Origin of the sequence: Sphingobium lactosutens DS20, assembly GCF_000445105.1 — a bacterium.
GTDB classification, from domain to species: Bacteria; Pseudomonadota; Alphaproteobacteria; order Sphingomonadales; family Sphingomonadaceae; genus Sphingobium; species Sphingobium lactosutens.
On record NZ_ATDP01000106.1, the window covers coordinates 89,788 to 104,398 of the forward strand.

General features: G+C 62.7%; 10 protein-coding genes. 3 read left to right on the plus strand and 7 right to left on the minus strand.

The features are described from left to right. The first annotated feature begins 152 nt into the window (after positions 1 to 152). The 3 genes from RLDS_RS54740 to RLDS_RS49330 all read left to right on the plus strand — a co-directional run bounded on the left by RLDS_RS54740 (position 153) and on the right by RLDS_RS49330 (position 5,835). Positions 153 to 2,558 carry a type I restriction enzyme HsdR N-terminal domain-containing protein gene (locus tag RLDS_RS54740; protein WP_021227824.1) on the plus strand — a complete coding sequence of 802 codons (2,406 nt, stop codon included), beginning with the start codon at positions 153 to 155 and terminating at the stop codon, positions 2,556 to 2,558. A gap of 119 nt (positions 2,559 to 2,677) precedes the next feature. Next, a complete protein-coding gene (locus tag RLDS_RS49325) occupies positions 2,678 to 4,180 on the plus strand; it encodes a hypothetical protein (protein ID WP_152528118.1) in 1,503 nt (500 codons plus the stop codon). Between the two features lie 5 nt (positions 4,181 to 4,185). After that, positions 4,186 to 5,835, plus strand: coding sequence for a hypothetical protein (locus RLDS_RS49330; protein ID WP_021227826.1), 1,650 nt, complete (start codon positions 4,186 to 4,188; stop codon positions 5,833 to 5,835). 35 nt (positions 5,836 to 5,870) lie between these two features. Here RLDS_RS49330 and RLDS_RS49335 read toward each other — a convergent pair whose 3' ends face one another. The 7 genes from RLDS_RS49335 to RLDS_RS49365 all read right to left on the minus strand — a co-directional run bounded on the left by RLDS_RS49335 (position 5,871) and on the right by RLDS_RS49365 (position 14,604). Further along, positions 5,871 to 7,130: a Shedu immune nuclease family protein gene (locus RLDS_RS49335; RefSeq protein ID WP_021227827.1), complete on the minus strand. Its 1,260-nt coding sequence runs from the start codon at positions 7,128 to 7,130 to the stop codon at positions 5,871 to 5,873. After that, a complete protein-coding gene (locus tag RLDS_RS54745; protein ID WP_021227828.1) occupies positions 7,127 to 8,104 on the minus strand; it encodes a restriction endonuclease in 978 nt (325 codons plus the stop codon). The genes RLDS_RS49335 and RLDS_RS54745 overlap by 4 nt, the downstream gene beginning before the upstream one ends. A 3-nt stretch (positions 8,105 to 8,107) precedes the next feature. Next, on the minus strand, positions 8,108 to 9,358 hold the full coding sequence (locus RLDS_RS49345; protein WP_021227829.1) for a three-Cys-motif partner protein TcmP: 1,251 nt from the start codon (positions 9,356 to 9,358) through the stop codon (positions 8,108 to 8,110). An 18-nt stretch (positions 9,359 to 9,376) separates the two neighbouring features. Beyond that, positions 9,377 to 10,159, minus strand: coding sequence for a DUF5131 family protein (locus tag RLDS_RS49350; RefSeq protein WP_021227830.1), 783 nt, complete (start codon positions 10,157 to 10,159; stop codon positions 9,377 to 9,379). Positions 10,160 to 10,409: 250 nt separating this feature from the next. Next, entirely contained in the window at positions 10,410 to 10,826 is a 417-nt protein-coding gene (locus RLDS_RS49355) for a CopG family ribbon-helix-helix protein (protein ID WP_021227831.1), read from the minus strand. Then, positions 10,823 to 12,853 (minus strand): conjugal transfer protein TraG, encoded by a 2,031-nt coding sequence (locus RLDS_RS49360; protein WP_021227832.1) that lies wholly within the window; start codon positions 12,851 to 12,853, stop codon positions 10,823 to 10,825. Before RLDS_RS49360 ends, RLDS_RS49355 begins: the two co-directional genes overlap by 4 nt. 20 nt (positions 12,854 to 12,873) lie before the next feature. Next, the gene (locus tag RLDS_RS49365; RefSeq protein ID WP_021227833.1) at positions 12,874 to 14,604 is read right to left on the minus strand and encodes a relaxase/mobilization nuclease domain-containing protein; all 1,731 of its coding nucleotides are present in this window, start codon (positions 14,602 to 14,604) and stop codon (positions 12,874 to 12,876) included. Between the last annotated feature and the right edge of the window lie 7 nt (positions 14,605 to 14,611).

Consider the following 14,611-nt stretch of genomic DNA (forward strand, 5'->3'; position numbering starts at 1 on the left):
TCTCCGACAGGCCAGCGATTGCATTCCACCGTAGAGGCATCGTCAACCTCTTGCCATAAGGATCGAAATGCAATTCAGGTAACGATCGAATATCTCGTCGGTAGAACACTAAAATAGTGCAGTTTGGAGACTGGTCGGTGTAAAATGCAGAAATGACTGTTACCCAATCCACGGTCGGCAAGACCGAAACCGACCTTGAAGTCCACGCGAACTCGGCCCTACGGATTGCTTTGCCCTGGCTCGACGTCGCTGGAGTACAACATCAGCTGACCTTCTCCTTTAAACTTGGTCACAAGACGGTAGAGATCAACGGCGCCAAAGCCTCCAGCCGGCGCGGCCGGCTCGATATGCTGATTGAAAGCGCCGGCAAACGACTGGCGATACTCGAACTGAAGAAGCCGGGGCAGCCGCTCGACGCGGACGATGTTGACCAGGGTCTATCCTACGCCCGCGTGCTGCATCCCAGCCCCCCGATCGTGATCGTCTCGAATGGGACCGAGACCCGCACCTATGCGACCGAGACGGGCGATCTTCTGAAGGATGGGCTGCCGAATGAGCAGGCCTTCGCCGCATTGATGGATGCCGCGATGGCGAATGCTCACGCCGGTCTGCAAGATGCCATCGCAACGCTCATGGGGCCGGGCTCGGCCGTCTGGATGGCCGCTATCCGGGCCGCAACCGAGCAGACGCTCGACGAGCTGACCGGCGGCTGGAGTGATGTCCGCACGCCGTTCACTCCCGACTTCCACATCTCCCGCAAGGCATCGGCTGAGGCGATGACGGTTCTGCGCGGCACACGCCGCGTCATCGCGATTGAGGGCGCGCCCCTGATCGGCAAGAGCCATGTCCTGCGCGAGCTTGCGATCGGCACGACCGCGTCGGACGAGATCGCGGTACTCCTCGTCGAGGCGTCGGGCACCGCCGCGATCGGGATCGCGGACGAGGTCGCCAGGCTCCTGTCCGGCGCGGTCGGCTGGCGAATTTCGGCGGAGGAGGCGCGGCGCTGGCTAGAGCGTCTCGCGACATCCGACGGTCCGCAGCTCGTGATCGCCATCGATGGCTTGGGCCTCGAGCATGACGGCATCCGCCGTGAACTCGAAGCGCTGTCGGCTCAATCGATGGGGCCGAAGGTGAAATTCGTCATCGAGGCCGACACGTCGGTCATCGACCGCCTCTGGAAGGGCGAGACCCGGCGCAAGGACACCGTCTTCGCCCGCCGTGGCGAGCGCATTCTGGTCGAACGGCTTGACGACGACGAATTTGGCCAAGCGCTGAATGTGCTTCAGCGGCACGACGTCACCTTCATGCACGGCGCCGACAGGGCCGACGAATATCGCCAACCCTGGCTGCTGCGATCGATGGCGGCCGGCGTCGTCGAAGCGCCGGAACGGACCAAGGGCATGACGGCGGTCCTGCCGCCGCTGCTCAGCCTCGACCTCTTCCGCTATACTCGCGCTCACTTCATTCAGGACGACCTCGACGAACAAGCGGCGACCTTCGCACGCGCGGTGCTCGATGATTATGGCCGGGCCGATCGGCCCCACGACGTCATCCTGCGATCGATGCACAGCTTCATGGTTCGCAGGGCGACAATGCGCGACCATGCCGATAACGACGAACTGGCGACGATGGTGCGGTCCGGCCTCACTGGAACTGCGCTCGACATCGGCAATCGGCCTCTCGTCACCGGACGCATTCCCGAACTGATCGCGTCCGAACTCGCCCGGCAGATCGCCGAGCAATTGGCTGAGCGCATGGGCGACGAGGAGGCGGAGGCGGAGGCCGACGCGGACGCCGCTGACTGGCTGGTCGCGACGACCGCGCGCCTGCCCTTTGGCGATGTGATCGGTGCGCAGGCGCTGGTCGATCTCATCTCATGGCGCAACGGCATCTCGGTCGCGTTTCTGAACAGGTTGCTCCAGCGGGCGCCGAATGTCCGCCCGATCAAGCCCGGCACGCGCGCCGTCGTCTGGATGCCGAGCGTTGGCCAGCTCAACATGACGACGCGCGCCGACGGCGTGACCGTGATCAAGAAGCCTGGCTGGAGGGAAGGTATCGAATTGCCCGCCGGCGAAGCCGCGGTAACCTATGCCGATCTCGACGCCTGGCTGATCCTCTCGCATCTCGCGAGCGTTCGGATCGGCGCGCTGGCGACCGACGAGGACCGGATTGTCGGCCTCATGGACCCGGCGATCTTGGCGCTGGTCGGCACCAGTCCGATCCTTCTGCGTCGCGTGCCTGAAGATCCCGAACGCTCCGGCCACCACACCCATGACGGCCCTGACGGTGCCCAGCTCGCCTGCCGCGAAGACGGGATCATCGAGCCGGTCACCTTCTCGCTCCTGCGCTTTCTCGAGCGCGAGCAGGACAATGCCGACGAGTGGCTCGAGGAGGCTTGTGACGACGGATCGGCTCCCTTGCTGAACCGCATTTCGCAGGCCCTGTTCATGCTGACAGTGCTGAACCCAAAGGCATCGCGGGCAGAATGGGCGAAAGTCCGGCTCGACACATTGGTGAATCCGGCGCTGAAAAAGGCCCTTTCATCGACCGAGGGCTAGCGCATAATCTGATGTCGGCTTTTCCCCCACTCCCCGATGATATGCCCGAGCATCTCAGAGTGCTCGTGGAAGATTTGGATCGCCGCCAGCGGGCCTTCGATGCGGAATGGCCGAAGGTCATGGAATTGCGTCGCCGATATTTCGTCGAGCGGACCGAAGCTGCCAAATTGGAAATGGAAGCGGCGATCGAGCGCGCGCAACGGGCTCGTGTCGATCTCGATGCCGCAGTAGCGGCCACGTTCGAGGCCGCCGGGATCGATCCAGACGATCTTGCCGAGGAGAGAGAGCCGGTCGGCGACCCTTTTCCGAGGCTCAGTCGGGCATCGATCGTGGACGAGGCACCGGCTGCGACTGCTTATGTCGAGGACCATCTGCCCAAGGCAATCGAGCTCATCGAACGTCATGCGCCCAACGGCTGGTTCGAGCGGGAACCTGCAGACCTTTTTCGCTTTTCATCGGTGCCCGATGAACAGCCCGTCTCGATTGTGAAGGGTGTGCGACTGGAAAGCGAACGGCCGAAGGGACACCGACTTCGCCAGGCCATGATATTAGCGAAGGACTACCTCGCCAACGATCCGCGCTACGATCATTTCGGCGGAGCGCTGGCCGTAACCCAACTCGCGCAACTCGGGCGGCGGATCGAGGCGCTGCGGGCGGTCGGGGGCTCCCAGGAGAGGATCGACGCTCTCTATTCCGGCGCCGATACCGATTCAATCATGTTCGAGCTTCTCGTCGCTGCTGCTTGCTCGGCGAAGGGGAGAGCCATGGTCTTCGTAGAGCCAACAAGCGTCAAATCGCCTGATCTGCGTTGCACCGATGCATTCAAGATGGTCGTAGAATGCAAGCGCAGCGCAGCGCTCACGGTCTATGAGGTCGATGAGGAAGCGCGGATGCGTAGCTTGTTTCACTTGCTCAGGGCGGGTGCAATGGCGCGCGGTCAGTTCGGCAGGTACGAGGTTGCGTTCTCGGTCGAGGCGAGCGCAGTCGATATCGCGGATGTCGCCGCGACGTGCCTCCGGCAGCGGCTCGCCGCGCATCCCGAGCGGCCGCTCTCCTATCCCTGGGGCAGCGTTGCGTTTCGGCCGATGCCACGTCGCGTCGACCTCGACGACGTAACGAAGGCGTACAGCCCGATCATGTTGGATGAGGTGTTCGGTTGGAAACTGGAAATGCCGAGCTGGGATGGCTTCATCTGTCAGATCGATGGGCCACCCGCTGTAGCCGTAGACCGGGTGCGTTCGCCGGTGGGACTCGCCTGGCGGGTCGACGCTGAGGCAGCGATTACCAAGCGGAGCCGGGCACCATTGGGGCTGTTCGCGAAGGCGGTAACGCAGGTGCCGCGTGGGGAGTTCGGACTGGTCTATGTCGCCTATCCGGAGGGCGCGCGCTCCGATGTCGCCGACAATCGCACCCATGCATATATGGAGCGCATCCATCAATGGGAACATGACGGTGCCATTCGCATTCCCGCCACCTTCCTCGTGCGCCAGTTCCCTATGCCGACCGGCCATGGAAATCCGGACATGGTCGAGAACACGGTCCGGTTCCTGAGCGAGGAAGGAGGCGGCGGCGAGTGGATCTTCCGTGAGTATCCAGCCGCCATCTTTACGAGCAAGGATTAGCCCCGATGCTTCGGTTTTCCGATCTGGACCCGGCACTGCTCAATCCCAGTAACGATCAGTCGGTATTCGAGGCGACCATCAATGCGCTCGGCACGTACACGACGGAGCATTTCGTGCTGCGCTTGAGCCCTCGAACGCACGAACTGGTTGATGCCATCACCCGGCAGGAAACAGACGGCTATGACACGGCCGAACTGTATCAGGCCTATTCCACCTATCTGCATGAAACGATCCACTGGTGGCAGCATGTGGGCTCGACGGCAGGCCTTATCCTGAGCCTGGCCTATCCTGCGCAGGTGTACGGCAGCATGGGCTTCCTCGCAGATTTTGCGCGCGAGGTCGGCGCTGTGAAGCCGGTCAAGGCATGGGCAGATCGCGCTTTGATCGACGGCACGTCGCCCCTCGATCCAGGACTCGTTGCCGACAACGTCGCCGTTAACAACGCACTCGATATCAATTACTATAAGCAGCTCGCTTTCTTTCCCAAGTCGGTGCTGGAGCATGAGCGCTCGCCCTTCTTCCTCGGTGTAGGACACAGCTATCTCAAGGCCTATGGCGACACCGTCAGCGCCATCAACGGCTCGTGCGACTTCGCTGACGGCCAATTTCCCAATCCTGAGAGCTGGGATGCGGAAACCCGTCGCCTGCATGCCGAGCGCAGCGAAGGCTTTCCTTATGGTCCGCGGCCGCCCTACGCGGAGATCGGCCTGCGGCACATCTTTGAAGGCCAGGCCCGCTTCTGTCAGATCCAGTTTCTGGCGTCGGCCGGCGGCCCGGAACTGCTTCAGACCTATCGCGACGATGGCTATTTCGCGCCGCTCTACCGGGATGCCTTCGAGCTGTTCCTCAAGTTGACGGCCACGCAATGGCCGGAGCGCTACGACGACCCGCTGGTCGGTCTCTTCCTTTTGATCTGCGATCTAGCGATTAACCCTACGCGTGGTTTTCCGCTGGATATCGAGCATTTCGACGACCTCATCAGCGACGTGGATGCCGGCGCCCGTTTCACGCTTCTGTGCCTCGCTGCGGCGGAGGCGCCGGAACTTGCGAACGGCGTGCAGACCTACTCCGCCCTCGAATATAATGACATCGCGGGTCGGCTGACCGACCGTTGCGGCTATGACCATCCGCGTGCGGCCCTTGAAGCGGTCGTCGGTCTTCTCGGAGATGGTGGTCCGGTCGATGCGCTGATGGAGGAGCATCGCACATTCGGCTTCCAGGCCGTCAACACGCCGGTGCGCGTCATGGTCTCGCACTATATCGCTTTCTGTCGCGACAAGCTGAAGCGACCTGAATTCTTCTGCTGGCCCGGTATGTGGCTGGCCGGCGATAAGGTGACGCCAAAGGAGAGCGCCCTTCTTGTGGATCATCTGTCCCTCTTTCAGGACCGAGCGGATACTGAGCAGATCTATCCGCGCGCGATGCCTGGCCGCAGCGATCAGAACATCAAAATGCTCGTGCAGACCTTCTTCACTGGCATGCTCGTGTACGATCTGGCGCTACAATGGACCCTGCAACCGGGGCCGTTCCACTACGACTTCAAATGGCTCACCGGGAAGACTGACAATGCCGCCCTCGTTGCGCTCGCCAAGCACCAGTTCCAACAATATTACGGGATCGACTGTGATACGTGCAATCTAATCGATCCACCTTAGATCTAGTCGCAGGTATAGACCAAGCCCATTGGTTGCTAGCCTAAGGCGGTTCCGGCTTTCCGCTTCACGAGCGAAGTGATGATGTTTTCCAGTCGGCGCAGCAGGTCATCGTAGGTGAGGATGTCGATCATATTGGCATACTTGCGCTTGATGATTTCGAGATCGAACAGTTGGCGATCTGTAAGCGCGTGTTGACCATCGGGACCGCAATCACGCCCGAGGATAATCATCGCCTTGGGGTTGGTAATGCGGATCTGCATCGAGCGCGGGAGGTTGGAGGCAAAGCGGCGAGAGAGTTCCCGTTCCCCATTGACTCCCCACTTGGAGAGGTGGAACAGATATTTCTCGGCCTGCATCACGCTACCCGATAGCTCGCGCGTGGGGATGCTGTTGTCGCGATAGAGCGACTTGCTCAGCAACACATTGTCGAACGGCTTCTTGATTTCGATGACGTCGAGATTGCCTGCGGCGTCGATCAAGCACAGATCGATGTAGCGGCGTCTGGTGCGGTCAGGCGAGGTGTAGAAATCGGCGATTTCGACGTTCTCGAGCACCGCTACGTATTTCGGGAAGATGAGGAGGATGATCTTGATGATCATCTTCTGCCAGTCGCGCTCGGTGTAGGAATCAGCGGATCGAAGCCAAGCAATGATGGTGTCACGCACATAGACGAACTTGTCGACCTCGGCCTGGAGGAGATGATCCTGCGCGAGGGGCGCATCAGTCACGGATGACTTTCGCTTGCTGAGGTAGGTCTCGTACTGGTCGCGCGCGCTCTTCATTCCATCGAAATGCTCTCCGATGATGGTCTCGACGCGCGCGCTGGCGTAGCGGTCGAGCTCCCCAGAATTGGGAAAGCGATCGAGCAGCTCGCGGAACACGTCCTCAGGGATGCCGCCTTCGCGATCTCCGCCGATGACAATCTCGGCTCCATCGGGGATCACTTTCGCGAGGCGCCGGAAAATCCCGACATTGCGTTCGGCAATGAACAACTTGCGCTGGAGGGTGATGCCCTCGTCGATCAGCACGTCGTTGGCGATTCCGAGAATCCGCCCCGGAATACGGAAATAGCCGCTGCGGCGCGTGGCAAAGCGGAAGCGGAAGACGGGTTCGCCGATTTCGTCTTCGGCAACGTCGACCGGGCCTTCAATCAGATCGTCATCTTTGAACGTGAAGCCGCGGCTTAGTGTCACTTCATGGTGGGTCTTCAACTCATTCAGGATCCACTCGGCGCTGGTGAACTCGGGCTCATATTCGAAAATCACGCTGCGTCGCTTGACGTCGAACCGGATCACGATACGCCCCCGTCATCTGCGCCAGGGCGGGTTTTGCGGATGGGCCAGCTTCCACCGGTGCGCAGTTCTCCGAGGTCGATGGCATCGCTTGGCAGTTGCAGTGACACACGCCACTCTTGCGTAGCCGATCGTTGCGACGCGAATTCGACGCGCTGCAGGTCTTGCCCGGTCGCGCGATAGTCCACCTTCCTGGCCTGATCGAGGGTGATCTGTTCGACCTCCAGCGACAGCGCGACAGTCAGGAAAACTTCACCGAGCCGCCTCGGGCCGTCGGGCGTCCAAGCCTCCACATTACCGGGATAGGGAAAGCATGCAGTCCGCGTGACCGGAGGTTTGCCCTTGGCGATGCCGTCGAAAGGTTCCGTCGCTTGCTGCAATTGGTGCCACAAATCGTTGATCGACCAGCTGTGCCCTTCATCCTTGTTCGTGAAGATGGGCTGATGCGGGTCGGTATCGGTCGGCAAGGTGCAATTGACATCACCGGCTTCCAGCAGCTTCCATTCCAACGATCGAAAGAAGCGCAAACCGACCGACTGCAACTTCGCAACCTTGTGTGTGAACCAGACGAAATCCAGCTGTGCCAGAGGATTGAGATCGGCAACCGACAGTTCCCGGGTCGCCTTCAATTCGATCTGGTGGGCAGCAGCTACTTTGTGCGCGGCAGCCGAAAATCCGGAAGCACTTACTGCTATCGTCTTGTCAGCGCCAATAGACTGCCGCTTGGTCGCCAGTTGCTCGATCCAGGTCACGTCCTGCCGACCGCGGCGCTTGCGGCATTCGATTGTGATCAGGCGACTGACGCCATCGACCGCATGACGGATGCTGGCGTCGACCTCGCGTAGCGCACCGGTCAGGGTGCAACGAATGTGATCGGGAGAGGTAACAACGGCGCCTGAGTCTCGGACATCGGTCTCGATCCTAGCTACGAGCCGCTCGAACTCCCGCCACTCCGCGTCCGTGCGTTGGGATGCCATGGATCAGCCCGTCTTTCCGCCGTTTAGAAACATGGGAAAGAAGCTGATCTGGCGTTTCAGTTTGAGCGTGTCGCCCACGGCGATCGTATTGGGCTTTCGGCGCTCGCCACCCGTTGGTGTGATCACTTCGATGTCAGGATTGTCGATGATCGCAGCGTGGATGTCCTGTGTGTGCGCGGGCGTGAGATTATAGATGCCCTCATAGAATTCGCCGATTTCGATAGCGTCCCCCGCCCGGGAGATCAGGCGCGGTATGTCTTCCAGCAGCTGGCCATGCGCCTGCTGTCGCCCGGCGTCATCGAACAGATAGAGTGCACCTTCGTCGCGTGGATCGTAGCTGAGCATGTTGAGGCCAGAGCGCCCGAAATGGGCCTGCGTCGTCGCATTGTTGTGCAGGACATCGTTATATTCCTGGCGCGCACGGTAGGAGTTCGCGAAGTGGACGAACCAGTAGCGCCACCCGCTCGGATTGTGGATTGAGAAGGGGCTGACATAAGGTGCGCACGTGCCCAAGGTCTCGAACACGATGCGTTCGGCCGTGCCAAGCCAAACATTCTTGCTCATCGCGCCCTGCAGCCCGGCGAGATCGTCCGGTGTGACGTTGAGATAGGCAAGCTGGGTCGCGAGCACAGTCGGGTCGTTTTTGCGCAGGAAGGCGATCAGCGCCTCGATCATGAAGGTGTAGAATATCTCGACGGACCGCTGCGCGCGCATGATTGTGACGATGGTGCGCAGGTCGACATGACTGTGGCCGCACTGGTCGAGGTTGAAGACGACATTGGCATATTGGCCTGCCGCCAGTAGCTGCTGGATGGTCGGATAGGCGCGTTCGAACGTGTCGTTGAGATAGTCGACCCGAAGGTGCAGCTTGGCGACCTCCGCCTTCACAGCCGCCTCGATCGGCGCGACATGGGTTTTCAGCAGCTCAATGGCATCGCGGTTGCCATCGTTGCAGATCAACAGGCATTCGACCTCGATCGGATCGAACCCCTGCTCGACGCGATGGAGGTTGACCGCCTCCAGGGTCGCGCGCAGCTCCTCGATGAAGATCAGGGGCGATCCCGGCGCGCCACATTTGTAGCGGCCGCCGCCGGCGAAACCGTCGACGATGGCGAAACGGAAGCGGTTCTGTTGCGGGCGGCGCCAGCGGACGCGGAGATATTGCGAAAAATATTCGCGGAGGATCCGGTGCTTGCGGCGCGAATGCTCCTCAAGCACGGCTCCATCGGTCCACTCATACGCTTTTTCGACCATGCGCCCCCCGCGCCATGTCTATGGGCATGCCACCGAGAGCTGCGGCATTTCGTCCCAGGTCCGGCCACGATAGAGTCGGCCATTGGCTTTCTTGGATCGACGCTTGTTGTCCTTGCCCCAGGTTCCCCATTGCTTGAAGAAGAAGGCCGTCCCGAAGACGCCGCAAAGGTCATGGATCTCGTCGATCCATTCCTCCTTAATCGGCCGCGCCAGCCGACCGCTTTCGCCGCCGACGATCGCCCAATGGATATCGGTCAAATCGATGTCGCCCACCGGCCCTATCAAAGGTTCGAACGAGATGAACCGCGTCGCAGCCGGCGCACGGCGGAGATGATCAATGCGTTGGGCGACCGCCGCGTCTTCCACGCTTGTGCCAAGCCAAACATTGGGAAGGACGCCCCACTCCATCTGCATCAGAAGCTCGGCCATGCGCTCGGGGCGTTTGGTGAGGATTTGATAGGAATGCCAGGGCGTCGCGCGCATTACCTGCCAGACTTCGGCGATGAAAGCGTCGCTTACTCGTTCGTGGAAGAGATCACTCATCGAATTAACAAAGATCTTGCGTGGCTTCTTCCAACGCTGGGGGATGGTGAGTGCTTGGCGATCTTCCCGTACGGTGCCGTTCCAGATCGCGCGCTTGCCGCTCTTGCGGATCAGGCGCTCATATTTGGCGACGCCCATGGCTTCGAGGCGGCGCGCCATTTCCATGGCATAACAATGGGTGCAGCCCGCCGAGACGATGGTGCAGCCAGCGACGGGATTCCATGTAGCATCGGTCCATTCGATCTGCGTTTCAGCCATAAATGTGTCTTAGATCAGTTGCAGCATAATGTCTTCCACGCTGATCAATCCGGGTTACGGACAACGCGATTTAATGTTCATTGTCACGGGACCAGACAATCTAATGGCAAATCTAGCCATCCAACCAACAAAATATGCCCTTCCGGACAGTCCAACCCAGCGGTAATATACGTCGCGCATCAACGGAGATGAACGAACGTCGGCTTCAGCCGATTGGCTCCTAGAAGGGGAATAACCGGATCGTCCCATCCTATGATGCAACTTCGACATCCTCGCCGATCTCCTGCCGGACCTTCGGACCTTTCGCGAGCCGCCGGCCCAACGCCTCGATAAAGGCGTCGTAGCGATCACCACCCTGGCGGCGCATCGCGGCTCGCTCCGTTTCGGGCGGCGGCGGTGTGTTGGACAGCCAGAAGCGGATGAACAGCGCGATCATCTCGACGCCGATCCCGACATCGCGCTCCAATCGCGTCTGGCGTCGGTCGAGCCGATCAAGCCGCTTGGCGATGGCTGCCTCGCGCTGCTCGTCGGCGTCGGGCGAAAGGAAGGATGCGATGGCCGCCTCGGCGACCAGCGAGCGCGACTTGCCCCGCCGGTCGGCATAGGCGGCGAGCGCCTGCATCACTTCGGGGTCGAGATATACAGAGAATGGCGTCTTGGTGGTCATAGCTCGATGCCGTCGTCAGGATCGAGCGACGCTTGCCGTGCCATGCCCTGCATCTGTCGCCGCACCGTCGCTTGTCGCGCCGCGTCGGTATCGGGTTCCGGCTCGTCCAGCTCGAACTCGTTGGCGGGCGCTGGGCCCGGCGGCGACGCGATGTCGATATGGCGCTCCATGTCCGGCTCGCGGCGCAGGTCCCCATTCTCCGCATCGTCCTCCGCCGCTGCTTTCTTACCGGCCTTTTTCTTCTTCGACTTTTTCGGCGCCTTCTCCTCGGTCGGCTCTGCCATTGGCGGCGGCGCGATCGGCGGCATATTGCTCCAGTCGTCTGGGCGCGGCTCGCCAACGCCGGCCTTCGGGTCCGGGGGCACCAGCACCCGTTCGGTGAACCGCCGGTCCTTGAAATAGCGAACCTTCCGGGCGCGGATCGGATGGACGCCCGCCACCATCACGATCTCGTCGTCGGGCGGGAGCTGCATCACCTCGCCAGGTGTGAGGAGCTGGCGGGCGGTCTCGGAGCGCGACACCATCAAATGTCCCAGCCACGGGGACAGCCGGTGGCCGGCGTAGTTCTTCATAGCGCGCATCTCGGTGGCGGTGCCGAGCGCGTCGGAGATGCGCTTGGCGGTGCGCTCGTCATTCGAGGCGAACGAGACCCGGACATGGCAGTTGTCGAGGATCGCGTTGTTGGGGCCGTAAGCCTTCTCGATCTGGTTGAGCGACTGCGCGATCAGGAAGCATTTGATCTTGTAGCCGGCCATGAAGGCGAGCTGGCTTTCAAAGAAGTCAAGGCGCCCTTCCGACGGCAGCTCGTCGAACATGATGAGCAGCTCGTGACGCTCGGCCGCCGGCTTCAGATCCTCGGTGAGGCGCCGCCCGATCTGATTGAGCATGAGCCGGATCAGCGGCCGGGTGCGCGAGATGTCGGAGGGCGGGACGACGAGGTAGAGCGTGGTGGGCAGCGCCCCCTCAACCAGATCGGCGATGCGCCAGTCGCAGCGACTCGTCACCTGGGCGACAACCGGATCGCGATAGAGGCCGAGGAACGACATGGCGGTCGAGAGCACGCCGGATCGCTCGTTGGCCGATTTGTTGAGCAGCTCCCGCGCAGCGGAAGCCACGACGGGATGGACGCCGGCTCGCCCAAGATGCCGCGTGGTCATCATGGCGCGCAGGGTGGATTCGATCGGCTGGCGCGGGTCCGACAGGAAGGCGGCGACGCCGGCCAGGGTCTTGTTCTCGCCGGCATAGAGGACATGCAGGATCGCGCCGACCAGCAGCGCATGGGAGGTCTTTTCCCAGTGGTTGCGCTTCTCCAGGCTGCCTTCGGGATCGACCAGCACGTCGGCGACGTTCTGCACGTCGCGCACCTCCAGGGCGCCCTTGCGGATTTCGAGCAGCGGGTTGTAGGCGGCCGAGCGCGCGTCGGTCGGATCGAACTGCAATACGCGGCCGTGACGTGCGCGAAAGCCCGCGGTGATTTGCCAGTTCTCGCCCTTAATGTCGTGGACGATACAGCTCTCCGGCCAGGTCAGCAGCGTCGGCACCACCAGTCCCACGCCCTTGCCGCTTCGGGTCGGCGCGAAGCACAGTACATGCTCGGGGCCGTCGTGGCGCAGATAGTCGCGTCCCAGCCGGCCCAGCGTGACGCCGTTCGGCCCGAGCAGGCCGGCCGCCTCCACTTCCCGGCGTTCCGCCCAGCGGGCCGAGCCATAGGTCTCCGCGTTCTTCAGTTCGCGGGCGCGGCGCACCGACATGGCGATGGCGACGATGAAGGCGAGCAAGCCCCCCGAAGCGGCGATCAGCGCGCCGGTCTCGAATATCCTGGGCGCGTAGGCGTCGTAGAAGAACATCCAGACGAAGAAAGCGTAGGGCGGATAGACCGGCCAGCCGAAGACGGCGAACCAGGGCGGGCCGAGCTGCGGCTGATAGTCGAGCGCCGCGGCCGTCCATTGGGTGGCGATCCAGAGCGTCGCGACGATGATCGTGAAGACGGTGACGACCTGGCCCCACAGAATCTTGCTGGCGGGCATATTCAATCTCCTTGGAAGGGTTACAGCCCGAGCCCCCGGCCGCGGCCGAGCGACCAGTCCACGCCGCCGTCGCCACGCATGACGCCGGAGATGTGCTTACCGATCTGGCGGTCGAGCGAGGGGGTCCAGGGGACGAGTTGGAAACTCAGGCCGTCGTCGATCATGGCGAAGCGGCCCGAGGCGAGCGTGAGGCGCTGGCGCACGGTGCCGGCGACATATTCGCCGGCCTTTGAGGGCGTGTGCGGCAGACCGATATCGGCCGACAGGTCCTTGGCCGCCGCGTCCAGTTCGCGATGCTTCAGCCTGTCGAGCAGGCCGCGTGCGAAGATGATGCGCTGCCCCTGCCGACGCGCCAGGCCGGTGTCGGCGAGATGCTCGGCGCGCGCTTCCATTGCCGCACGCACTTCGGTCCCAAAGCCGCCGCCGAGATCGCGGCCTTCGCTCGACAGGTTGCGGCGGTCGAGCCAGGTGGCTCCCGACGCATGGACCTGTCCCGGCAAATCCAAGTCCGATCGCACGGCAAGCGCCACCCGCTGGCGGCCCTTGCGGTCCTCGAAGCGGCGCAGCTCGACGATCGCGCCGGGCTTGCAATCGCCGGTCGCCTCGATGTCGGGAAACTGGACATGGTGGGTGCGTCCGTCGATCCCGTCGACGATCGCGTAGGCGCGGCCGGTCAGCTCGTCATGGAGCCCGCGGTCGACCAGCTTGCCGATGACGGGCTGGGCGGAATCGGGTTGGAGCACATAGCTGGCGGCGCCCCGGTCAACGCCGCGATCGCTCATCGCCTTGTGCATCCGCTTGATGATGTCGCCGCGCTCACCCAGCTCGCGCAGCGCGGCCTGCGCATTGTCCGCAAGCGTCCACTGGCCCGGCGCGATCTCGCTGGCGAGGCCGAGCCCCTCCAGCTTGCGCAGCCGTCCGATCCGCAGCGTGTGATCCCCGTCCGGCCGCACGCCCGGTTCGGGCGCCATGTCGATGACGCCCTCGCGGCCAAGCGTGCGCGAGAGGTCGCGGTCGATCTCGGTCCAGCGTTCGGCGTCGACCTGTCGCTCCAGCGAGGTGCGGATGTCGAGATCGCTGCGCAACCCCAGCTCGCGGGTGACGATCTCGCGCGCGGTGGCGCGCATTCCCTCGCCGATATAGTCGCGCGAGATAACGAGGTTCTGGCCGTCTTCGGCGACGCCGCGCACGATGACATGGACATGGGGGTTATCGGTGTTCCAGTGCTCGACGGCTCGCCAGTCGAGACGGGTGCCGAGATCCTTTTCCATTCGCGTCATCAGCTCGCGGGTGAAGCCCTTGAGGTCGCCCATGTCGGGCGCATCCTCGGGCGAGACGATGAAGCGGAAGTGGTGCCGGTCGTTCTCACAGCGCGCGGCGAACGTGCCCCGGTCGAGGCCCTCGGTGTCCGCGCCGAACAGCACGCCCTTCTCGCCGTCGCGGGTGACGCCATCGCGTTGCAGATAGTTGAGATGCGCCGCGAGCGAGGCGCGGCCGCCGTGGCGGACCACCCGCGCCTTGACGACAACCTGGCGCGATCGGTGGCCGAGCCGGTGCGTGGCGCGCAGGCTGGCGACGCGGCCGCGCCCGAAGGTCGAACGGCCCGGCGCGATGATTCGCCCGCGTCGCGAGACATGGCCGCCGGCGCGCTGCGCGGCGACGAGCGCCTGGGTGATGATCGGCAGCGCCCGCCGGCCGCCGCGCGAGCGGATGCGGCCAGGGCGGATGCGGAAATCCTCGTCACCGCTCATGGCGCGG